The sequence below is a fragment of the Bacillus pacificus genome (assembly GCF_020861345.1).
Lineage (GTDB): Bacteria > Bacillota > Bacilli > Bacillales > Bacillaceae_G > Bacillus_A > Bacillus_A pacificus.
In genome coordinates this window covers 842,086-863,165 of the sequence record NZ_CP086328.1, presented here as the reverse complement: position 1 = coordinate 863,165, position 21,080 = coordinate 842,086, and the positions used below count along the sequence as shown (strand labels likewise).

At 32.0% G+C, this 21,080-nt stretch carries 20 protein-coding genes; 5 read left to right on the top strand and 15 right to left on the bottom strand.

Annotated elements, in window-relative coordinates; translation table 11 throughout:
• Window positions 1–310 precede the first annotated feature (310 nt).
• Window positions 311–676 carry a BC1872 family protein gene (locus LMD38_RS04495; RefSeq protein ID WP_228920214.1) on the top strand — a complete coding sequence of 122 codons (366 nt, stop codon included), beginning with the start codon at window positions 311–313 and terminating at the stop codon, window positions 674–676.
• 10 nt (window positions 677–686) lie between these two features.
• Here LMD38_RS04495 and LMD38_RS04490 read toward each other — a convergent pair whose 3' ends face one another.
• The 8 genes from LMD38_RS04490 to LMD38_RS04455 form a co-directional block, all read right to left on the bottom strand.
• The gene (locus LMD38_RS04490) at window positions 687–3,314 is read right to left on the bottom strand and encodes an AAA family ATPase (RefSeq protein ID WP_228920212.1); all 2,628 of its coding nucleotides are present in this window, start codon (window positions 3,312–3,314) and stop codon (window positions 687–689) included.
• On the bottom strand, window positions 3,307–3,927 hold the full coding sequence (locus LMD38_RS04485; protein WP_228920210.1) for a hypothetical protein: 621 nt from the start codon (window positions 3,925–3,927) through the stop codon (window positions 3,307–3,309). The genes LMD38_RS04490 and LMD38_RS04485 overlap by 8 nt, the downstream gene beginning before the upstream one ends.
• Before the next feature lie 2 nt (window positions 3,928–3,929).
• Entirely contained in the window at window positions 3,930–5,414 is a 1,485-nt protein-coding gene (locus LMD38_RS04480) for a hypothetical protein (RefSeq protein WP_228920208.1), read from the bottom strand.
• Window positions 5,415–5,520: 106 nt separating this feature from the next.
• Entirely contained in the window at window positions 5,521–6,321 is an 801-nt protein-coding gene (locus LMD38_RS04475) for a TdeIII family type II restriction endonuclease (protein ID WP_228920206.1), read from the bottom strand.
• 106 nt (window positions 6,322–6,427) lie between these two features.
• Window positions 6,428–7,516 carry a DNA cytosine methyltransferase gene (locus LMD38_RS04470; protein ID WP_228920204.1) on the bottom strand — a complete coding sequence of 363 codons (1,089 nt, stop codon included), beginning with the start codon at window positions 7,514–7,516 and terminating at the stop codon, window positions 6,428–6,430.
• A gap of 954 nt (window positions 7,517–8,470) precedes the next feature.
• Complete coding sequence (locus tag LMD38_RS04465; protein ID WP_228920203.1) at window positions 8,471–10,069, bottom strand: recombinase family protein; 1,599 nt, start codon at window positions 10,067–10,069, stop codon at window positions 8,471–8,473.
• Window positions 10,056–11,576: a recombinase family protein gene (locus LMD38_RS04460; RefSeq protein ID WP_228920202.1), complete on the bottom strand. Its 1,521-nt coding sequence runs from the start codon at window positions 11,574–11,576 to the stop codon at window positions 10,056–10,058. The genes LMD38_RS04465 and LMD38_RS04460 overlap by 14 nt, the downstream gene beginning before the upstream one ends.
• A complete protein-coding gene (locus tag LMD38_RS04455) occupies window positions 11,539–11,760 on the bottom strand; it encodes a hypothetical protein (RefSeq protein ID WP_228920201.1) in 222 nt (73 codons plus the stop codon). The genes LMD38_RS04460 and LMD38_RS04455 overlap by 38 nt, the downstream gene beginning before the upstream one ends.
• A gap of 42 nt (window positions 11,761–11,802) precedes the next feature.
• On the opposite strand from LMD38_RS04455, the gene LMD38_RS04450 reads away from it, so the two are divergent.
• On the top strand, window positions 11,803–12,150 hold the full coding sequence (locus LMD38_RS04450) for a helix-turn-helix domain-containing protein (protein WP_228920199.1): 348 nt from the start codon (window positions 11,803–11,805) through the stop codon (window positions 12,148–12,150).
• A gap of 138 nt (window positions 12,151–12,288) precedes the next feature.
• The gene (gene recJ / locus LMD38_RS04445) at window positions 12,289–13,950 is read left to right on the top strand and encodes a single-stranded-DNA-specific exonuclease RecJ (RefSeq protein ID WP_228920197.1); all 1,662 of its coding nucleotides are present in this window, start codon (window positions 12,289–12,291) and stop codon (window positions 13,948–13,950) included.
• A gap of 115 nt (window positions 13,951–14,065) precedes the next feature.
• On the opposite strand, the gene LMD38_RS04440 is transcribed toward recJ, so the two are convergent.
• The gene (locus LMD38_RS04440; protein ID WP_228920195.1) at window positions 14,066–14,938 is read right to left on the bottom strand and encodes a helix-turn-helix domain-containing protein; all 873 of its coding nucleotides are present in this window, start codon (window positions 14,936–14,938) and stop codon (window positions 14,066–14,068) included.
• A 258-nt stretch (window positions 14,939–15,196) separates the two neighbouring features.
• On the opposite strand from LMD38_RS04440, the gene LMD38_RS04435 reads away from it, so the two are divergent.
• Window positions 15,197–15,538, top strand: coding sequence for a helix-turn-helix domain-containing protein (locus tag LMD38_RS04435; RefSeq protein ID WP_228920193.1), 342 nt, complete (start codon window positions 15,197–15,199; stop codon window positions 15,536–15,538).
• A gap of 144 nt (window positions 15,539–15,682) precedes the next feature.
• Window positions 15,683–16,060, top strand: a complete 378-nt coding sequence (locus LMD38_RS04430) for a hypothetical protein (RefSeq protein WP_228920192.1) — start codon at window positions 15,683–15,685, stop codon at window positions 16,058–16,060.
• 159 nt (window positions 16,061–16,219) lie between these two features.
• On the opposite strand, the gene LMD38_RS04425 is transcribed toward LMD38_RS04430, so the two are convergent.
• The 6 genes from LMD38_RS04425 to LMD38_RS04405 all read right to left on the bottom strand — a co-directional run bounded on the left by LMD38_RS04425 (window position 16,220) and on the right by LMD38_RS04405 (window position 20,974).
• A complete protein-coding gene (locus LMD38_RS04425) occupies window positions 16,220–16,945 on the bottom strand; it encodes a hypothetical protein (protein ID WP_228920191.1) in 726 nt (241 codons plus the stop codon).
• 229 nt (window positions 16,946–17,174) lie between these two features.
• The gene (locus LMD38_RS28595) at window positions 17,175–17,303 is read right to left on the bottom strand and encodes a hypothetical protein (RefSeq protein ID WP_000163166.1); all 129 of its coding nucleotides are present in this window, start codon (window positions 17,301–17,303) and stop codon (window positions 17,175–17,177) included.
• A gap of 53 nt (window positions 17,304–17,356) precedes the next feature.
• Window positions 17,357–18,391: a type II toxin-antitoxin system antitoxin DNA ADP-ribosyl glycohydrolase DarG gene (gene darG / locus LMD38_RS04420; RefSeq protein WP_228920190.1), complete on the bottom strand. Its 1,035-nt coding sequence runs from the start codon at window positions 18,389–18,391 to the stop codon at window positions 17,357–17,359.
• Window positions 18,392–18,406: 15 nt separating this feature from the next.
• Window positions 18,407–19,048 carry a type II toxin-antitoxin system toxin DNA ADP-ribosyl transferase DarT gene (gene darT / locus LMD38_RS04415; protein WP_228920189.1) on the bottom strand — a complete coding sequence of 214 codons (642 nt, stop codon included), beginning with the start codon at window positions 19,046–19,048 and terminating at the stop codon, window positions 18,407–18,409.
• A gap of 388 nt (window positions 19,049–19,436) precedes the next feature.
• Window positions 19,437–20,432, bottom strand: coding sequence for a hypothetical protein (locus LMD38_RS04410; RefSeq protein WP_228920188.1), 996 nt, complete (start codon window positions 20,430–20,432; stop codon window positions 19,437–19,439).
• Between the two features lie 329 nt (window positions 20,433–20,761).
• Window positions 20,762–20,974, bottom strand: a complete 213-nt coding sequence (locus tag LMD38_RS04405) for a helix-turn-helix domain-containing protein (RefSeq protein ID WP_228920187.1) — start codon at window positions 20,972–20,974, stop codon at window positions 20,762–20,764.
• Between the last annotated feature and the right edge of the window lie 106 nt (window positions 20,975–21,080).

Sequence of the window (21,080 nt, the reverse complement as noted above, 5' to 3'; positions counted from 1 at the left end):
CTTTACTATAATCGATACAATTACATCCTCTTATTCATATACATATGTGTGACTTTTAAGTATTATCAAAACTTCTCTTTAACTGCACACAAAACTTACTAAATTCACTTCTAATTTACGCTCAAAGTTACAAATATATTCATATTTATGAATTAAATTCACTAATATGAATATATTTGTAATTAATTACTAAAATAACAAAATAAACTTCATTGAATAGGTAACTTTTCAAATGAATATAATGACTACCAATTAGATTGTTTTCCACAGATGTAACATTAATATAACTGTTATAAAAAGGAGGATATTAATGGGCTTTGATTGGATAAAAATTACCAATGCAGAAAAAGATCAATTGATAGCACATAAGATATTATTATTTGACTGTTTTAATACAGAAGAAGGATCTCAATGGTATCAAAGTCACTATAATATGGGGCATTGGCATTATTCATCAGATATAAAAAGTGCAATAGATTTAATAAATCGTCTATCTTCAAAGAACATAATAACTGAAATTAAAGTAATTAAAACAAACTCTTTTCTTTGCCGAATGTTTCATAAGACCTTAAACAAAAAAACTAATTTTCATGAAAGTCATTCACTTCCAATGGCAATTTGTGTTGCAACCTTGACATATTTTGAAACTGAAATTACTAACAAAAAAAGAGCCTGAATAGGCTCTTTTAAGCTTTAAATTCGTACTCACCATAACTTGTAAAATGAATATGTGTAAAATTAACATTAAAATTCTTCATTTTATGATGAACTAGATTTTCAAAATCTTCATCACAAGTTGTCAAAATCAATTGATCAATAAAACTGTTTTGCTCTATTTTATGACGCAAAAGTTCAGTTCTTAGTAAATCTACAAAAGATAAAACATTTAAATCATCCATTGTTTGAATAGGCTCATCCATAAAATAACATCTAAATGATTGATTTTTTTGCCCCATCGCAACAGTTAAAAAAATCGCCAGTGACATGGTTGATAATTGACCAGCACTTAATATATTAGGAGCAAAAATCTCCTCAGAATTTACATTTGCTACTATTTTAGCTTTTTGATTTGTTATTCCTTCTTTTATTAAGTCAATATCATTAATATTGGTATGTCTTGTTAATCTTTTATACATTCTCTTAAACGGTACTCTTATTTCCTCTGCAATCTTTTTATCCCAATCACTTCTGATTTTTTTCAAACTTGAGAGTAAATGTTTTAGCTTATTAATCTCTTTAACTTTATTATTATATAAACTCTCCTGTTCTGTAAAGTTCTCCTTCAATTTTAAAATCTCTCCATCTAACTCCCTAATAATTTTATCATTTAATAAATACTGTCCTATATAATCCAACACTTTTAATTGTTTTTTCAATGTATCCCTATTAATATTTTTTATTTGAGATGGATTTATATATTTTTCTCCTACATTCAAATTTATCTCATACTGTTTAATAAAGACCTCTAAAACACTCTTTTTTCCTTTAGGAGATAAACTTAAAAATTCTTGAACTGTTATATCTTCTTTGTCCGTCAAAGTGCTTGGTACACCCTCTAATTTATAAGCATTGTTAGATAAAGCTTTAATTATATTTTGTTCAACAAGAGAAACATCAGCTCCATCTAGAACTGCTTTTCCCAACTCATTTTCAATTCTTTGCAGTGTATTCATTTTTAAATCGTTAAAGTTTAATTGAAACTTCACACAAGCCAAACGAATATTTTCCATTTGATTATAAGAGGTTAGAAGTCCCTCTAAATGCAAAATTTCTTTACTAATATAATCAATAATATATTTTTTTATATTTTCTTGATCTTTTTGCAATTCACTTTCTAACAAATTATATTGAATCTGTAATGCATTTCTTTTTTGATCAACATCTCCTAAAATTTGTTTTGCATCTTGAGCTAGTTCTAATTCTTTATTAGAAAATGATTCCTTACTACCGCATAACGGACAGCTTTCGTGTTGAGATTTATGAAGTATTTGAAATCCATCTAAATGATCAACTAAGGAGCGCAACGCTTTAAGAACTGGATTATTTGTATCATATTGCTTTAGCTCAACCTCGAGCTTTTCTTTTTCTTCAATTTTCAAATCTAATAGATTAATTTCTTGTATTATTCTATGCTGAGCATCAAAAATTTTCCCTGCATAATCTAACAATAACTCTTTTACTTTTCGAGAATTTCGAACAATGTTGGGAGTACTCTTTTCAATACCTCTAAAATAAATTAGCTGTTCTTTAATTACTTTAATATCCAATGATTGAACTTGATTAATAACTTGTTCATCTTTTTTAAATGGATTAAGTAATTCTTCACGAAAGCTTTGAAGTAATAATGTTTTTTCTAAATGTTTTATGTATTTTACACCTTGATTATAAGCTGCTGCTTTCTCAACAAGATATTGTATATTTTCTAAAACTTTTTTTTGCTCTCTCGCCTGTTGCAATCTCTGCTCATAACCTAATGGACTTTCAATAATTTCGTGGGGACTTACAGTTAACTTAATTACTGGATTAGTTGGATATATATTCAAAACATCTTGTAAATCCCCTTGTTCCTTTACCGTATCAAAATGTTTTTTTCTCTGCTCCGTCGATTGCTGTAATCTCTTATCCGCTTCATCTTTTTTAAAATTTAACACATTCAATTCTTCTTCTAATTGTTTTATAACACCATAAACAATCTTCTTCTGTTTTCCACGTCCTATTTGATATCCTTCTAAATTATTTATAACATTTTCAATTTCTTGAGTACCACCAAAAAACGCCGAGAACATCTGATAAATTCCATCTCGACTTTTCTCATAAATCTTGATATTTTTATCATACGAACAAACATATCTATCATAAAATATATCGGCTATTTTTTTATTTAACACATCGTCAATAGTACCATTTAAAAGTTCCTTTTCATTTACTTTCAGAAGGGTGTTTTCTACAACAAAAGCTTCACTCTCTAATTCTTTATTAAAACTTCTTTCCAATTTAAATAATTGACCTTGAATTTCAGCTTCAATTAATACAGACACCTCTTTTTTACTAGGATTATGACGTATTAAACCCCTTTGTAAGTTATTAGATTTTTCTTTGCGAATTTCATAATCTTCTTGAATGCGACGAATTGTTCCACTTAGACACCATTCAATAGCATCTAACAAAGATGTTTTTCCATAGCCATTAGATCCTCCTAATAAGATCAATCCTCTTTTCTCTGAATTATCTTTAAAAAATTCAAAGTCCCCTTGAGGATATCCACGAAAATTGTTGATTATTACCCTCTTAATCAAAAAAGTCGGATTATTCATTTCCTTCACCCTTTACGTTTAAATGCTTAACTATTGAACGAATATCAATTTCTTCATCGAATTTATTTAACTCTTGATATAGATCCTCACCTAATGCTAGTTTTACTTGTTCTAACAAACCACCATATCCAATATTTAGATTTTCTATTTGTACATTAATTGGGAGAGAGGGCAGAATAGACAACTCCTCTTCAAAATTTTGGTTAGCTGTATCAAGGAATATTTTTCTACAATTATATTTATTTCTTTCGTGACCTAATATATATCGAACTTCCCTCTCATCTTCTTCATCTAAATTCTTTAAATTAAGTGGACACAATAGAACTAAATTTACATTATATTTAATAGGTGAATTCCCTAGAAAAGTAAGAAAAGCTGCAATTTTAATATTAAACTCTTCAATCTCTTCATAAGTAAATAAGCTATCCTTTTCCTCTACAATGTATAACTCGGTTTCTACCTCATTGACAAAAACAAATTCAAACTCTAATATATTGAATTCTTGGGTCTCTTGTTTTCTTTCTTTTTGGTTATAAATAACCCTTTTCTTTATAAACTTTTTTTCCTTAAATCCATTTACTTTTAATAAATCAATGACTTCATCGATTTTCATCACTATTCCCCTTTTTCATGACACCCGTCTGTAAAAATATTAAGTGCCTTATCTAAATTATCAAGATCCAAATGCATTAAACAGTTCAAACATTGAATGTGAAAATGGTCTTCATCTGGATTACATGGTGTTAAATCAGTGGCTATATTCGTAATACTGTGTTTATAAGGATAATTACTATCCGCCCTAATGCCAATATCATTTAAATACCAGACGTTTGGTTTAGTTTGCATATTAGCGAACCTTGGTATCAATTCAATTAAAGCGTGCACAGGATTTCCTGAAATATTCCCCATAATGACTCCGCTCGACCGCTCTTCATTCGGGTATTTAAATAACCATATAGAAGAATCTATATCGAAAAATTCTTCAACATTTTTATTTTCACCAGTTGTAATTCTATGAAAGTAAATAATTTTGGCTAACTTAGCAAAGAAGCTTTTTATTGCCTCACTACACTCTAAAAATGCTTCTAGCTCTTTCTCACTTTCAAGTGAATAGTCTCTAATTTTTTTGGGTGCTAGTGAATTTAAAAACGATTTCCTCAAGCTTGAATCTTGAAGACTACTTACCATAAAGTTTTTTATTTCTTGATAAATTACTTCATAAGCCATCCTTACTTCATTTGGAAATTTCTCTATAAGCGGAAAAGAGGGCTTAAATTCTAATTCTTCAATATTCCCGTCAATTATGTAAAAAATCTCCTCAATTATCTTATATTTATAAAAGTTAGGATTTATCGTTACACGCTCACTAAACAATTCATCTAACCTACTAAGGGATATCGGAGTCTTACTGGCTCCATCTTCAATGATTTTATTAACAGCTACTGCATATAAATACTCTGGAGTATGATACCCTTTCATACTCTGATAACGTTCATACAATTTATTTTTTATTTCTTCAGTAACTTCTTTTAGTGATTTAGTTTTCTCAAACCAAGCATTTTCTGAAAAACTGGTTCGAACTTCTGGAGAATCTTTTCCTTTACTTATTATTTTTTTATAAACTGGAAGTTGATCTTTTGCAGGTTTTTCAGCATTCTTCTCCATTCCATCTTCTAATATAGTTAATATTTTTTTACTATCTGAAGGTGACTGATCAAAATGATATACCACTGCCTTCAAAGTTACATTTTTTTCATCCAATTCAATGTATTTCAAATAATTATAGTACAGCCATAAAACTGCTTCAGTGTATTTTGATGGGCCAGCAAGGCCACTATGATGTTTCATTTGAGCTACTCTTATATGAGATATCCCATCTTTTTCATAATACTTCACATAGTCTTCAATTACTTCAACCTGAAATTCGGCGGGTTTATCCACTCTTACTTCTCCAAATGCATCATTACTGCTTCCATCTTCTAATATATGAAGTAAGGTAAGTTCGAATTGATAAAAATATCCATTTATAGAAGAATACGCATCTCTAGCTTGATTATCTTCATTTATATCATTAACAATTCCTAAAAAATGTTTATACATCCTATATCTCCCTTATTATTTTTAATAAATAATGGCCTACCATAGAGGAAAACATATAATATTTGCAAAAAACTACATAGTATAAACTATGTAGTTTAAATAACTTTTATCCCCTTATTTCTAGATATTCAGTTCTTATTCTATAAGAATATACTTCCCCTACTTCTTTAAAAATTTGTATCAACTCATCATATGTACTTTCACAATCACCAATCTTATTCCACATATCCGCACCAATTAACACACTTGGATCCTCATCCATATTAAACAGTTTATACGGCAATGTATGTGCTCTACGATATATGTTACCTTCTCCTGCTGGATTAAACGGTAGTGCAAAGTAGGGCTCACAATCTGGATTTCCTGCTTTTAAAGACAACATGTCCCGTTTGGCAGTTTCTGTTTGATCCAGGTTAGGTTTAACAGTTTTAAAACTATAATATTCTTCTCTTCCATTCTGTCTTCTTATGTATAAATCACTTTTTACCGTAATTTCTTCAAAACGCTGATTTTCTAGTACTAATATTTCTTTTACTTCTTCATCCCAATTTGGTCTCTTTTGATTTTTTCCTTTTCCACGCTGAGATTTTAAAATTTCTTCGATTTTTTCTATTCTCCATGTATTAATAGTCATAACTGTATCATATTGATTAATAGCTGTAGCGCCTGTTCCTTCTGCAATTATTTTTCCTAATTGCTCTAAGATTCCTTGTCCTAAACTTGTTACAAATGAACGCTCAAATTTAGCACCTTTCCATACTTCAATTGGGACTAAATAGTAACCAAATGGATTATTTCTTTCAATGTCAGCTTCTGAAAATGGTTCGTCAACTGTTCTCTTCTGTATGAGACGTTCCATAACTGTAGATAGATGTTCGCGTATTCGTTGCTTTGTCTGTTCATTCATATTCTTTCTCTCCCTTTAATCCATAAATTGCATAATTCCATTATTTCATAAGAGAAAATAAAAAAATAGACAAAAAAATAAAAAGTCATAGTAAATTTATGACTTTTTATACTTCTAGTGTATGTCGAATTGCATTACCTAAAATCTCCGCTAGACGAACAGGTACTGCATTTCCAATTTGTGTATATTGTTTCAACAATGTACCTGCTACATAATAATCTTCGGGAAACTCTTGAATAGCTAGGTATTCTTCAATGCTTAATGGACGATTTTCAAATGGATGCCCCAAATTAGTACTCTTTTGAGCTGGTGATGTTAACAACGTTGGAGAGGGCTTATCTATATTTAATCGACGGAAGAATCCTACCTTTCCTCCTCCACTTGTATATGCTCCTCCCATAGCATCTTGTACCACATCTTCTGGAAGGTCACGCCAATTCCCACCACCTGTCGGAATCATCTTCATATATTTTAATCTCTCTGGAGAATACATCTGATAGTGGTGTTCCTTTATTTCAATTTCTTTTAACACTTCTCCCACTGTAACCCACGGCTTTTTTCCATCCGTTCCTTCTTCATTATGTGTAGGTTCAGGAAATACAAATGTTTTACCTAAATCTTGGCGAATTCCCACAATAAATACACGCTCACGTTTTTGGGGAACTCCATAATTCGCTGCATTTAAAAGGGTAGGTTCTTGAATACTATACCCTTCAAATTGTTGCAATAAATATGCGAGTGCACTACCTGGCTGTTCCTCATCGGTATAAGGCGAAGCATCCTTTCCCCTCTCACTTAATGGACGATGTTTTAAAGCTGCTGACAATAAACCTCGTACATTTTCAATCATAAAAGCCTTTGGTCGAATATCACGAACAAGTTCTGCAAATTTTAGCATCGCTTGTCCGCGAGGATCTGCAAATGCTTGACGCTTACCTGCTGTACTGAAAGACTGACATGGACTGCCACCGATCATCAAGTCCACTTCATCATCTTGCAAATTCGCTTGTTCCAATATCTGTTCTTTTGTATATGTCATAATATCACCCTCTACTACATTCCAATCAGGGTGATTTGTTCGCAATGTTTCACAGTATATAGATTCAATTTCCACAGAAACGCGTACATCAAAACCAGCCCTGTGAATTCCCATATCCAGTCCACCTGCACCTGCAAAAAAACTAATACAGTTCATATGTCTTACCTCCGATTCTAAAATCCTAGAGGTAGTATAACACAGAACATAGAATCGGTCCAGTAGTAAAACTTGTAAGGTTACAGACGTAACTACTTAAAGTTCTTAATGAATTTTCTTATTTCAACCTACATAAGAAGTTATTTTATAAGTATCTTCACATTAAGAACGTTATAAAACACATGTTTTATTTATCTCTTCATACCCAAAAGTTCTCTTAACAGTAATTACATAACTCTTATCTTAAAACATATTGACTTCACATCTATATTCCACTCACATTTTCAAGCTCGTACTACCTATTCCATTCCAGCAATCCTTATCTTTCTAGGAACTCCTATCAAACTTTGAAACTACATCCTAATATCTATACACTCAAAACCGAAATACAGATAGCTTGTTAGGCTTGACCAATTCCCAAAACCGAAAGATCACTTACATAAGTTTCTTTTATTTACAAGTGAAGGACAAGAATCCAGTAATACCATAGGATAAGCCCTCTTTTTCTCTATCCATTCGGTTTTGAGTTATGATTGGCATGGGTTACATAACGTTAAACCGAATAAATGAACAACTGACTTCACAATAACTTCTCCCAAAACCGAAATACCACTTGTCCTAATTTAGTATTTTCATAGTACAAAAATTCTAATTGTGTAGATTCCACAGGAAATTTTCGGAATAACTACTGGTATTTCAAACCTAAAATCCGTTTTCCTTTGTGTTTCCCTCTATATTCGACAACATATTCGACATTTCTTTTTGCTGAAATATTTTACCCCCTAAAAATAAGAAAAAAATTTAAAAATCCAATCACGGAATTTTTTCCACCTCTCTATTTGGAATAGACATGGGCAAAGGTCCTTTCGCCACTACACACAAAATATATTTTTCTTAATTTCTACACAGAGAAAATCTCAAAAAAAAACTCTTTCTCATTTTTAGAAAGAGTTTTTATGATTCGATTAAAGAATTATTTACGGTCATTAACAATTCACCGTCACTTGTAATATATACACATTTAAAAAATTGAAGTAAAAATGCTCTTAATTTTTGTGGGTTCATATTTTCTCGTGCAAATTCACTGAGCAAGTCGTACGGAGGAAGGTAACTTTTTTCTTTTATAGTCTGTTCAATCCGATTCATTCTCTTCTTTAATTCATCTTGATTATCCTTTATCACATTCAGTTCATGCATCTTATTAGAACGATGAGACATTAATATCTTCATAAATTCTAATGTTTCTTCTTGAATTATTTCTTGTTCATAATGTAATTTTATTTCTCGATTCAATTCCTCAATTTGTTGATTTAATTCTATAGCTTCATTCTCCAACTTTCGATTCGCGTTTCTCAAATCACTTAGTTCTTTCTTTAATCTTCTTTCTATAGAAAGTTCAACTTGATCTTTTTTCCCCTGTGTTACTTGTTCTAATACATATGGAAGATACTTCTTTCGAAATTGTTCATGAACCATCTCTGCTTGCAACTTAAAATTGCAGTTCTTGCAATCATATATACGTCTTATTTTCTCTACTTTTTTATTTTTAGATTTCCCTCCACCTGGTTCTTGATTTTTTGTTGTCATTGATTCTTTACAATGCTCACAATACAAAATGTTTCTTAATAAAAACGGTGTGCTATAATCTTTCGAGTGAATTTTTCTTTCTTTACGTTCCTCAAATATCCCTATTATATATTCCCAATATTCTTGAGAAAATATAGGATTCATATTAGGTACTTTCCCTTTAATCCACTTACTTTTATTATTTAATACTCCCTTATAATAACGATTCATTGTTATCAAACCACAATAAAATGGATTTGTAATAATATACCGTATTCGTTCTTTTGTCCATTTAATTCTTTCATCCCATTTTTTATCTCTTATCTCATCTGCAATTTGCTGAAACCCAAACCCTAATTCAAATAATCGATATATTTCCTTTACAACTTGTTGTTCCTGCTCTATATCATCAAATTGTTCTATCCGACTCTTTATTCCACCGTTATTCTCCACTATTACCCGATACTCATATCCGTATGACGCTTTACCACCTAGCCATGCGCCTCTCTTGGCTTTACTATGAAATGTATCTTTTGTACGCTCTTGAATTAAAGCAGCTTCAATTCTAGTCAATCCATCCTTTACAGTTTGTGATACGATTTCTCCCACGGTATATAGTTCATGAGAACTACTCACTACTACATGCATGTTCATTTCAAACATTTGTTTCCGAAATTTATCATGCTCTTCAATGTGTCTTGCAATACGATCATTTTTATATACAACAATACAGTCAAACTTTTTATCTGCTGCATCGCAAATTAACTTTTGTAAATAAGGTCTCTCTTCAAATGGAACCTTTGTAGCAGAAACTCCTGCATCCACATACTCCTTTTTAATTTCACACCCATATTTTTGTAAAAAAACTTCTACAGAATGCTTTTGCATTTCATACCCTTGATCTTTCGTAGAATAACGTGCATAGAAAGCAACACGTTTCCCTGGTTGTAAAATGTCTTCTAATCGCATTTCATTATACTGTTTCACTATTTTGATGCACCTCCTGTATCAGCATAAAAGGATGCTTAAACACAATATGGTATTCCCACGAATCCACCTGAATGCAATGGATCATGTCACGATAAAAACGATTTCGTTCTTCTTTCTCAAGAAGCAAAATATCTTTTGGACATTCTAAATGAGTTAGCCATTCTTTTGCTTTCTCTTTAAAGTTTTTAATTTCATATAATCGCATCTGTAAATGTTGTAACTTTCTTTTTTCACTTTTTAAAATTTCATTTGCTTCCTTTATTTCTCCTATATGTTGATTACTTTGGCATTTCGCACAATCATTCTCCTCATGTTCTCGTTGCATCTTTTGACAATTCAACCACTGATCTATTAATTTACCAACTTTTTTCGTCGTACTCTTAATAACTATCTCCTGGTTTCCAATGAATTTTTTAATCTTTCGTACGTTTTGATATGTACTTCTTTCATATAATTCATTAAATTTTCCATCCAATAAACGATAAAAAAAAGCTTTTGCGTGTTTTAATATTTCTTCTTCTATATACTTAGCTTCGACAAAAACGTCATGTTCTTTACACTCATATACATAGTAATCCTGATAATTTTTCATACGCTTTTTCGCATTAAGTGGCTTTTGACATTCGTAACAATAAAGGATATTTTCCAATAAAAATTGAAATGTTTCTTTACTAGTTTCTCGTCTCACAATTATTTTTTCTAATTTTTCATTCGCTACATCCCAATCTGTTTTCTCAATTACTTTAATGTTTTGATATGTTTTTCTATATTCTTTACTTCCAAAATTCATCACTCGCAAACCATAATAGGTAGGATTTTCAACGATGCTAACGACTTTAGTTTGGTCCCAATCCTTTTTCTTTTCTGTTTTATATTTTTTATTTAAATCGTTACACAAGTCTTGCATGCTTTTATATTCTTGATTGATTAATGCATCATATATCCCTTTCACTATTTCGATTTCATGTGATACTTGTAAAATATTCACCTGTCCATCAGCATTCGGTTCACCTTTCTCATATCCATATGGTAAATTCCCTGCATACTTTCCGCTCAAAAACTTTGCAATCTTTGTCTCTTGAATACGCTGTGCAATCAATGAACCTTCGTTTTCACATATAGAACCGAGAATCGCTTCAATGTATTCACCAATGGGCGAATAATTCATTTGCACTTCACTATCTGATGAAAAATAAACATCAATATCATACTCTTGAAATAGACGATATAACTGCACATGCTCTTGTAACTTACGCGCCAATCTATCTCTTTTATAAACAATAATACTACCCACAACTCCAGCTTCGATTTCTTTAATTAACTTATTCATACCAGGTCGTTGCATCAATGTTTTTTTCCGAGCAGAAACATCTTTATCTACATATTCTTCATCAATTGTTATACGCTTTTTCATGCTATACTCAAAAGCTTTTATTTGTTGCATCTCAATCGAATTTTCTTGAAGATCAGTCGAACTTCTGTAATAAGCTATTGTCTTTTTCATTTTCAGCATCACCATCCTTTCTACTTACAATATGCACTTGTCCTTCTACTTTAGAAGAATCTTGCATCAACTTTTCATGTAAACATTCTATATATAAAGCAAACCATTTCTCTGCCGCTTTAGGATCATGAACATATTGAATCGAACCCAATGTAACATGTCTTACTTCCTTACGCTTTGTCATCTTTTACACACCCTTTATCTAATAAATAAGGAGGAATATCATATGATACAAAATCTTGGACAGACCATTCGAAACTTACGAAAACAAAAAAACATTACGTTAAACGAATTTGCGGATAGACTAGATATTTCTGCAGGTTACCTTAGCAATTTAGAGACAGGAAAAACAGATACTATCTCCCTACAATTACTTGTGAAACTAAATAAAGAACTCGATTTATTTCCTTCACTGAATCAAACTTCTTTTCCCTATCATGAATTACATTTCCGCTTGGATCGTATGTGTCAGTTGCTAAAATCACTGCATGATACTGATCCAAAGTTAGCTAATTATTTTATCTCTCATATCGAAGAAGGTTTAGAGTTGTTCAAACAGAAGCAAATCCCTTGATGGTTAATATTGTCAAACAAACTTATATTTATTCATATATATGAACGAATTTTATATAAATGAATAAAATTACATAGAAAAAGAGAACCTGTCAATTAAACAGGTTCTCTTTTTTGCGCCTATCCAAGGAGGTTCTTTATGCATTGGAAACAACTTGATATTCCATTTGAAAATCATCCGCACTACGCGAACATGCTGTACCTAGCAAAACATGTAAACATCCATCCTTTACTCGGTTATCATTTGTTTGTTCATGGTATTCAAACCGAAGAACAATTATGGTCGTTCTTATATCCTGATCCTTCACAATTCCACAATCCTTTTCTACTCAATGATATGAAGCGAGCAGTCGATCGTATTTTAAAGGCTATTCAGCAAAAAGAAAGCATTTATATTTTTGGTGACTACGATTGCGACGGAATTACTTCTTCAACAATTTTAAAACAAGCACTAGAAAAGCTCGGTGCCCATGTAATGACAAGGCTACCTTTACGAGAAGAAGGGTATGGATTATCACCACTTGCTGTGAATTCTCTTCCTAAAAATATAAGCCTATTAATTACCGTTGACAACGGCTCCAGTGCACATCCAGCAATAAAGCTCGCAAAAGAAAAAGGAATCGATATAATTGTGACAGATCACCATGAAGTATTAGGAGAACATCCAGCTTGTTTCGCATTTATAAATCCTAAAAGAAAGGATAATACATATCCGTACCCGCACTTATGCGGAGCTGGTGTTGCTTTAAAATTAATACAAGCTCTTTTTCTAACATTAAAACAAGACTGGATAAAAGAAACATGGAATTATATTGAATATGCAACAATAGGAACAATTGCCGACGTCATGCCATTGACTGGAGAAAATAGAGCCATTTGTTGGTTTGGTCTCTATAAAATGCGAAACTGTCCAAATAAACTTTTACAATTATTTCGTGAGCAATTACAAATCAAATATATTGATAGCACTACTATTGGATTTCTCATTGGACCCATGTTGAACTCCTGCGGACGGATATCTGACCCTAACATCGGTGCAGCTATCCTCCAAAAAGCAGAACCAACAGTAGAAGATGTTAAACTGCTTATAAATTTAAATAACAAGCGCAAGCAATTAACTACTGAGCAGTTCAAATTAGCATCCGAAATCATTGAACTACAATCCTTAGAAAAAGATTCATTACTCGTTGTACCAGGAGATTTTCACAAAGGTATTATTGGCATACTAGCTTCTAAAATCTCTAGCCATTATAAAAGGCCTACAATTGTACTTACCCAAGATGGAATAGGCTCTGCAAGAAGCGGAAATGGAAGTAAGTTTTCAATTATACAAGCGATTCAATCTTGCAGTGAACTATTGAAAAAATTCGGAGGACATGCTGCTGCGGCTGGATTATCTATTGCTCCAGAAGAATCACACATCCAACAGTTTAGAGCGTGCATGCAAGAAGCAGCACAACAACAAAATACGTCCCAGCCAACTTCATATTTTATAAGTGAATTCCCAATCTATAACTTTCCGAATCATTTATTTGATGATTTGATGGCACTTGAACCCTATGGAAACGGACATCCAAAACCTTCTTTTCGAAGCAAAAACATATTTGCATGTGGACACTCCTGCTTTGGGAAAAATAAAGAACATGTTGAATTCTTTTTTTCAAAAAAGCGAGCCTATGCTTATTCGCATGGTCACTTATTTCAAAACTGGAATCGATATAATCGAATGGATGTTTTATATACACCCCATTCTTACGAAAAACAAGATTTTCTTATCAATGATCTTCAATTAATTCAATGAAAATAACGAAGGTACACTACTTTTTCAAAAGACCGTGTACCTTCGTTATTTTGTTTCACTCACTTTATACTTACTGTTACTGGTTACTATTCTTCTCACTAAATCCCCTATCTTCCTACAACACATTTTCTGACGAAATCATATGCTGCTTTTTTAAAATCTTCCCTTGCGTATGATCTAATACCCTACGAATCACAGGATTATAAATTCGATTAATATGTTTATATTCCTTTTGACTAACAGGACAAATATAAACATCTCCTTGTTTTATAATTGTTAATTCTTCCTCACCACCATTTTGATATAAGTTCCTATAAAATATTGTGTATAGTTCTTTTATTTTTTCTTGTCCTAAACAAAATATTTCATTAGGGAACTTCTTTTCCCATTGAACCTGTACTAATTCAGAAAATGTTTCTTCGTCTATCTTAGCGACCTCCTCTTTTTCACTAACTTCCTCATCTTTAGCTAATATTAATTCCTCATCATTTTCATAGTGCATTTTCAATTCTTCGTATAAAAAATTATAGTCTCCCACCAATTGTTCATACGCTTGATTCATCCATTCGTTTTGTTTTTTTACCTCCTGCAATTCATCCGATAGGTCCTGTATAAAGTCATATAAAAATGCAATTTCATCGTTATGAATCCCAACTTCTTCTGATGAAGAATTAGGTATCCCCTCCTTATCTATCGGGGCTATATCACATTCATTTTGCATTAATACTTTTACTTGCTGCTTCACTCTTTCCATATCTTCCAATAAGCCATGGTATCCCTCTAGAATTCCCCTCAATCCTGGTCTCTTTTTATCCGCAAATGCAAATACATCTTCTTTTCTAATTGCCCATCCCTCCTTACGATTATCAGATGCTATTGCTGGAATTTCTCCATTACGCAACCAACTCGTAAATGTTTTATAACTGACATGAATATAATGCTCCTCCAAAAACGCCATCGCTTCTTCAACATTAAGCCAATTTTTCATGTTACACCTCATTTCTCTAGTTACTTTATGAATGTAATCAGAAAGATATAACTATACAAACGTAATAAGAAAAATAGAAAATAAGACTTCATTCTCTTGAGAACAAAGTCTTATTAACGTAATCCATATGTTGAAACCTCTCACAATTTCTTCTGCTCATTTTAATAAATTTTATTCATATTCTGTTTTTTTGACTTACATCATACACTTTCCTAAAGAAACATTTGTTTTATCAAACATAAGTCAGGAGGTTTTTCTTTGTTACAACATCTTGGGCAAACAATTCGTACATTACGCAAACACAAACAAATTACATTGAACGAATTCGCCGCAAAACTAAATGTTTCACCAGGTTACCTTAGTAATTTAGAAACAGCAAAAACCGATACGATCACATTGGATTTACTACAAAAATTGCAAGAAGAGTTGAACCTGTTTCCTGCTCTCACCCAAGAAACAGATTCACAGCACCATGAACTTCATTTTCGTTTCCAAAGATTATGCCAAGTGTTACAACAAGTTCACGACACTGCTCCAGAATTAGCAAATTTCTTTATTGCCCATGTCGAGAAAGGTTTAGAAATATATTCTTCTTCCTAAGGCTATTCTGTTCTTACTTTGAACAGTTTGTCTATCCTTTATTCATTTTTATGAATTAATTTTATTAATATGAATAAAATCACAAAAAAAAAGGGAATCTATATTTATATAGGTTCCTTTTTCATATGAATAGGAGGAAAAACAATGGATTCTCTTTCAATTACAGAATGTGTTCAAAAACTAGGAGTAACAAGCTCTGACATTATTATTAAATTTTTAGAAGATCAAAAACGAAATGGGTTCATTTATTACAGTGAGGATTTAAATACTATTCCAAAAGATACGCAATTTGATTTATACTTCTCGGAAACAAAAGGGTTCCTTAAAAATAATTATGCCTTTCCGATTCCACGCGATTTCTATCACTCTTTAGAAATCGATCACTGGTCTTTTAAATGGTTAAGCTTCTTTTATCACTTATACTATCACACGACTTCACCATTACCTTTTGAATGGCAAGATTGGGATTTTCATATCGGAGAGCATTTTGTATGGGCTTATAAAAAAGGTAAGAGGATATGACTCCCTCTTACCTTTTATCTATACCTCAAATATATCCATAAAAAGCAGCACTATACCAATAAACAAACTCAATGAATAATGAGATATACCCTCTACCTTTATATAAACATTGTGTATCTAGCCAAATATATCCCGATGAGCATTCTACATTTCCACACGTCACTCATAACATTGAATGGTAAAGTCAGCACTATATTCATAACAAATTTCTTTAATCATACTTTCTAATGTAGTATTATCTAACATTTTAACAGCATTCGATAAAGTAAGCGTATTGTTCGTTGCATAATCAGCCCACTCTTCACCTGTAAGATACGGCAATATGAAATTATTCTCTTCACTCTCATTCCTACGAGACAGGGAATTAATATACCCTAATGTTTGAAATACCTTTTTAGCTTGCCATTTATCATGTCCATTTTGAAATTTCATGCTAACTTTCAATCTTCTCCGAGATAGCTCCCGCTTTAAGCTCCTTCTTTCTTTTTCCTCGAAAATAATAAAATTTAAATCATGGTAAATACTCACATTGTTTTCAATGATCTTTTTCTCCTTAGATATTCGACTATAATCCATTTTCACACCACATATTTGTAAAATTTCTGTTGTTGCACTCGGACCAGAACCACTATATCCACAGTTTCCTCCGCCCAATAAAACCGTTATATCCTGATTATCATTATGTAATATCAAATAATAATCCTTTTCTGTGAAATCTTTTTCACCCTCATAATAATAGACATTTGGAATACCTTTATACTTGTTAGGAATATCTTCTACATGATAATACACTTCAAACCTAGTAATATTACCTATTAATCCAATAATACTTTGCATAAACTTTACACATTGGTGTGGCGTACCATCAAAACGGTATAAGGTCATATTATCTACCCCTTTCTAATACTGTATCTATAATCCGTTGTTCTAGAATCTTGAAAAAATCCGTCATTTCCACAAACAAAACATTGAAATTCACTTTTCATCCCCACTTACATAGTATATATATGACGGCTTAACTACCTTTGATGTCTTAGTACTGAATAAACACTTCAATTAATCAGGGATTTCTTTTCAACGCATATTCTCAGATATAACAAATAAAATCCCCTGATTAAACAGGAGATTTTTCTTCTTTCTTCCTTATAAAATATAATTCTAAAGCTTGTAAGAATACCTCTTCGATTTTTAGGGTTCCGTATGTTTCATTTCCAAGTTTAAGTGGGGATGATTTTTTAGTCATTTACATCACCTCATCCCCACTATATGCACCTAGATATCAGGGACAACCCATTTTTATTTATAACTAAAGATTTCGTTTATGTGTTCTACTGCTTTTAAAATATGATTTGGCTGTAACCGTTGCTTTTTATGTTCATTCCAATTATGAACTTCCGTTACTACTAATTCTTTATTTTCCAAGAATTTAGGATCCTGTTTAACAACCCAATGTACAGTAGATAATAGTTCTAACCCATATGGCGTTTCAAATCCATATATAAGTTCATTTACCATTTCAAGTTTTTTCAATGCCTCTGGTTCATTAATTAATACCTTCTTTGCTTCCTCTGAGGCATTTTCTAATAAATATACCTCGGCTTTGCTACTTCGATCACCGTATCCTCTAATATAGTGTCCTTCCAATCGCTGTAATACATGATTTAGAACTTCTGCATACGGGCCATACTTTCCTTTTTCAAAATTCAAGCGCATAGGTTCGCCAACCTCTTGAAGAAAGTAGGCAAGCTTTTGAATTTCTAATAAAGATAAACGATATCCTGGAAGTTTATACTGATTCATCAATGAAATAAACAAAGCTCTGGTTTTTGTCATATTAGGCTTTGTTGTTCCTATCTTCATCTTATCTGGAGATGGAGCATTATTTGGCTCAAATAATAATACTTCTGTATCTGGCACCTGTTCCATTGCAGCTAAAATAATTGGTCTTACTTCCGCCCAATTCAATCCACCATTTCCACATCCTAATGGAGGAATTGCAATTGATTTTATGTTCTGCTGCTTTATCACATTAATTAAATCAATTAATCCCGCTTTAATATCTTCTATATTTGATTTCTCTTTCCAATGTCTCTTCGTTGGAAAGTTAATTATATATTTCGGATTAAACAGACTATCAAGATTAACAACATGCATTTTCCCTGGACGGACTTCATTCATTTTACATGCTTTTTGATATTCACTAAAACACTTCGGATATGCCTGTTTAAACTGAAGGGCAATTCCTTTCCCCATTACTCCCACACAGTTAACTGTATTCACTAAAGCTTCTGTAGAAGCCTCAAGTAAATTACCTGTTGTATAACGTATCATTAAATCGTACACCTCCTAATAATACCACTTAGGTACAACGGCAACTGGTACTGATATATTGTTTTGTTGGAGTATACATTCCACTTGTTCTTTCATTTGTGCATTTATTACCCCTATTCCTTTTAAAATTTTTAAAGGAAAGAAATTAATCAAAAGGAATTCAGCCTGTCTTTTTCTTCTACGATCAGGATGTTCTGGCGTATCAAACCAATAATTTGATTGCATTACGTTCCAATCAATCTTATCTAAATCCTGTAGATCAGAATAAAACTCTGAAAAGCTCATAATCGCGTGACCATCTGTAAATACAAAAGGAATATTTGCATCTTCAACATTTTGTACACTGGATACTAAATAAATAATAGACCCTTGACCATCTTGATATTGAGGAACATTTCCTTGATTAATTGTATATAACATTGGCGAACGTGGTGCAAAATAAAATGGCACATAATGATGTAACGTTTCAAATGGAGGAATCGGTACCTTTTTACTCTCTCTACGCCCTTGAATGTTTTCGAAAGAAATATCTTTAACATCTGTTTTTTGCTCTCTTATCACCTTATTGCAATATAGACCGCCTGATTTTAAAATCGACTCCAGATTATTTATATGTGTAATATGAAAAATAGGAGTCTTACTTGCATCTTTCGCCACTTATTCCTCAAACCCCTTTACCCTGAATTGCATCAATTTTTCTCTCTAATCTAGATTTATTATGTCACGAAACTGTATTTTTGCACAAGAAAACACACTAAAAAATTCTTAATGAAATGTTTTATTCGCAAGAACTATACATCACATTTGACTTAATATTCTTTATAAGCAGTTATAAATTTTAAAAAAGAGGCACTATCTGTGTGACTGAGAAAATTGACGATGATATGAAAAAAGACACTTCATTGTCTTTTTCACTTTCAAATCAAGCTCACCGATAAATTGGAATTTTATGCCCTCTTAATCTGATATCCAACAACCAGTATCTCATTGACTCAGTGCATCTTGACAAGTGCTGTTAAGTTGATCGATATCTGAAAATATGTGATTAAATAATTCCAGCGGTTTTAAGAAATTCTATTTCCTTTTCGTATGTATCACAAGTATACGGGATTTCGATTAAAGATATATTGTGTGCCTTGGCATAATCACGTTTTAATTCATCATTCTTTACTTGAGACTTATGTTGTGAAATACCACCGAACTCATCTACAGGCTTATAATGCTGTTCACCTTGACACTCAATAAGACATTTAATGCTATTACCTGAACCGAAAACAGCAAAATCATAACGCAACAAGTTCTTTTGCCCTATACCATATAAGTCCTGAAACTCAACTTCAACCTTATATGCTACCTTATATGCTCTCAGTATTTTTATAGTTCGCCATTGAAATGATGAAATTTTATGACAGTCGCAATGAGCTTTACAATAATATCCATCTTTTGCTTTCGATCCATGACTATCATTTTTTATCTTAAAATCTGATGACAGGAATTGATATTCTTTATCGCACAGATAACAATGACATCTATATAACTTATATACTTTAACTTCGCCACCTTCCTTTCCTGTTCTTCCTTTATTAAATATAACAGGATTCCCCTCATAATTTTCATCAATACATTCTAATACCTCTAATGATTCATGTGTGGTATGTAAATAATCAATATCATAACTTTTATCTTTTACTCTAGGATATGATGCTATCCTTTTTCTCTTGCGTTCTTGTTTTAATTCACACTTTTCTCCACAATCCCTCCACTTCTTTCTAAATAATTGATCTTCAGTAAAATATCCTATTTTTCCACATTTACATTGGCATTGGTATTTCTTGTAAGACTTCCAGTCTTGTATCCATTTATCATAAACATCTACAGAATCAAAATTATTCCCAACAACTTTTTCCCCATTAATGAACTTTTGCTTTTTTTGTTCTAGTCTTGCAATTTCTTTTTTAGCAACTTCTTCTTGATATACTTCAAAACCACCAATTATAGTAAAACATCCATGTTTCTTTCCAATAGGTAATACGCTGTCCATGTATTTCACTCCTCCCCCATTTGTAATAAATCCACTCATTTTTCATCCTTATTTCCTGTGGTGTATATCTCCATAGTTTTGTTGGCGATTTACAATATAAACCCCAAATGATAAATTATTCAACAGTTTTTTAATGTATACGCCCCCCTAGTTAACATAACACATCATTATCAACAATAACCAAATCCTAGAAATCCACTCATACCAAGAGTTTGTCAGCCTTCCGTTCCTTCCACTGTATGTAGGATTTCATACATACCTGCTACAACAGCATTTGGCAGTTCAAACCGTTCTTTCTCGTAACCTGCATATCCGTACAAATCCACGTTTTATTTGTGAGACCTCAAAAAGAATCGCGAATCGCACTTCTTTTCTTTGTAATCACTACACATCACATTTGAGATGTGGTTACGAACTGTCTTTTCACTTATAAAAAGTTCACCTGCAATTTCCTTCGTTGTTTTATCTTGAACCAGTAATTCAAATACTTCTCTCTCTCTCTTTGTGAGTAAAGGTTTAGATTGATACGCTTTTTCCTTCAACTGGTATAACCCTCCTTGCTTAAGCCAGAGCTGTGTATGTGTAAGTTGGGTGTTTATTTAGTCAAGATATTGTATGAACGAAATGTGCGGGTGGTGAATGAAAATG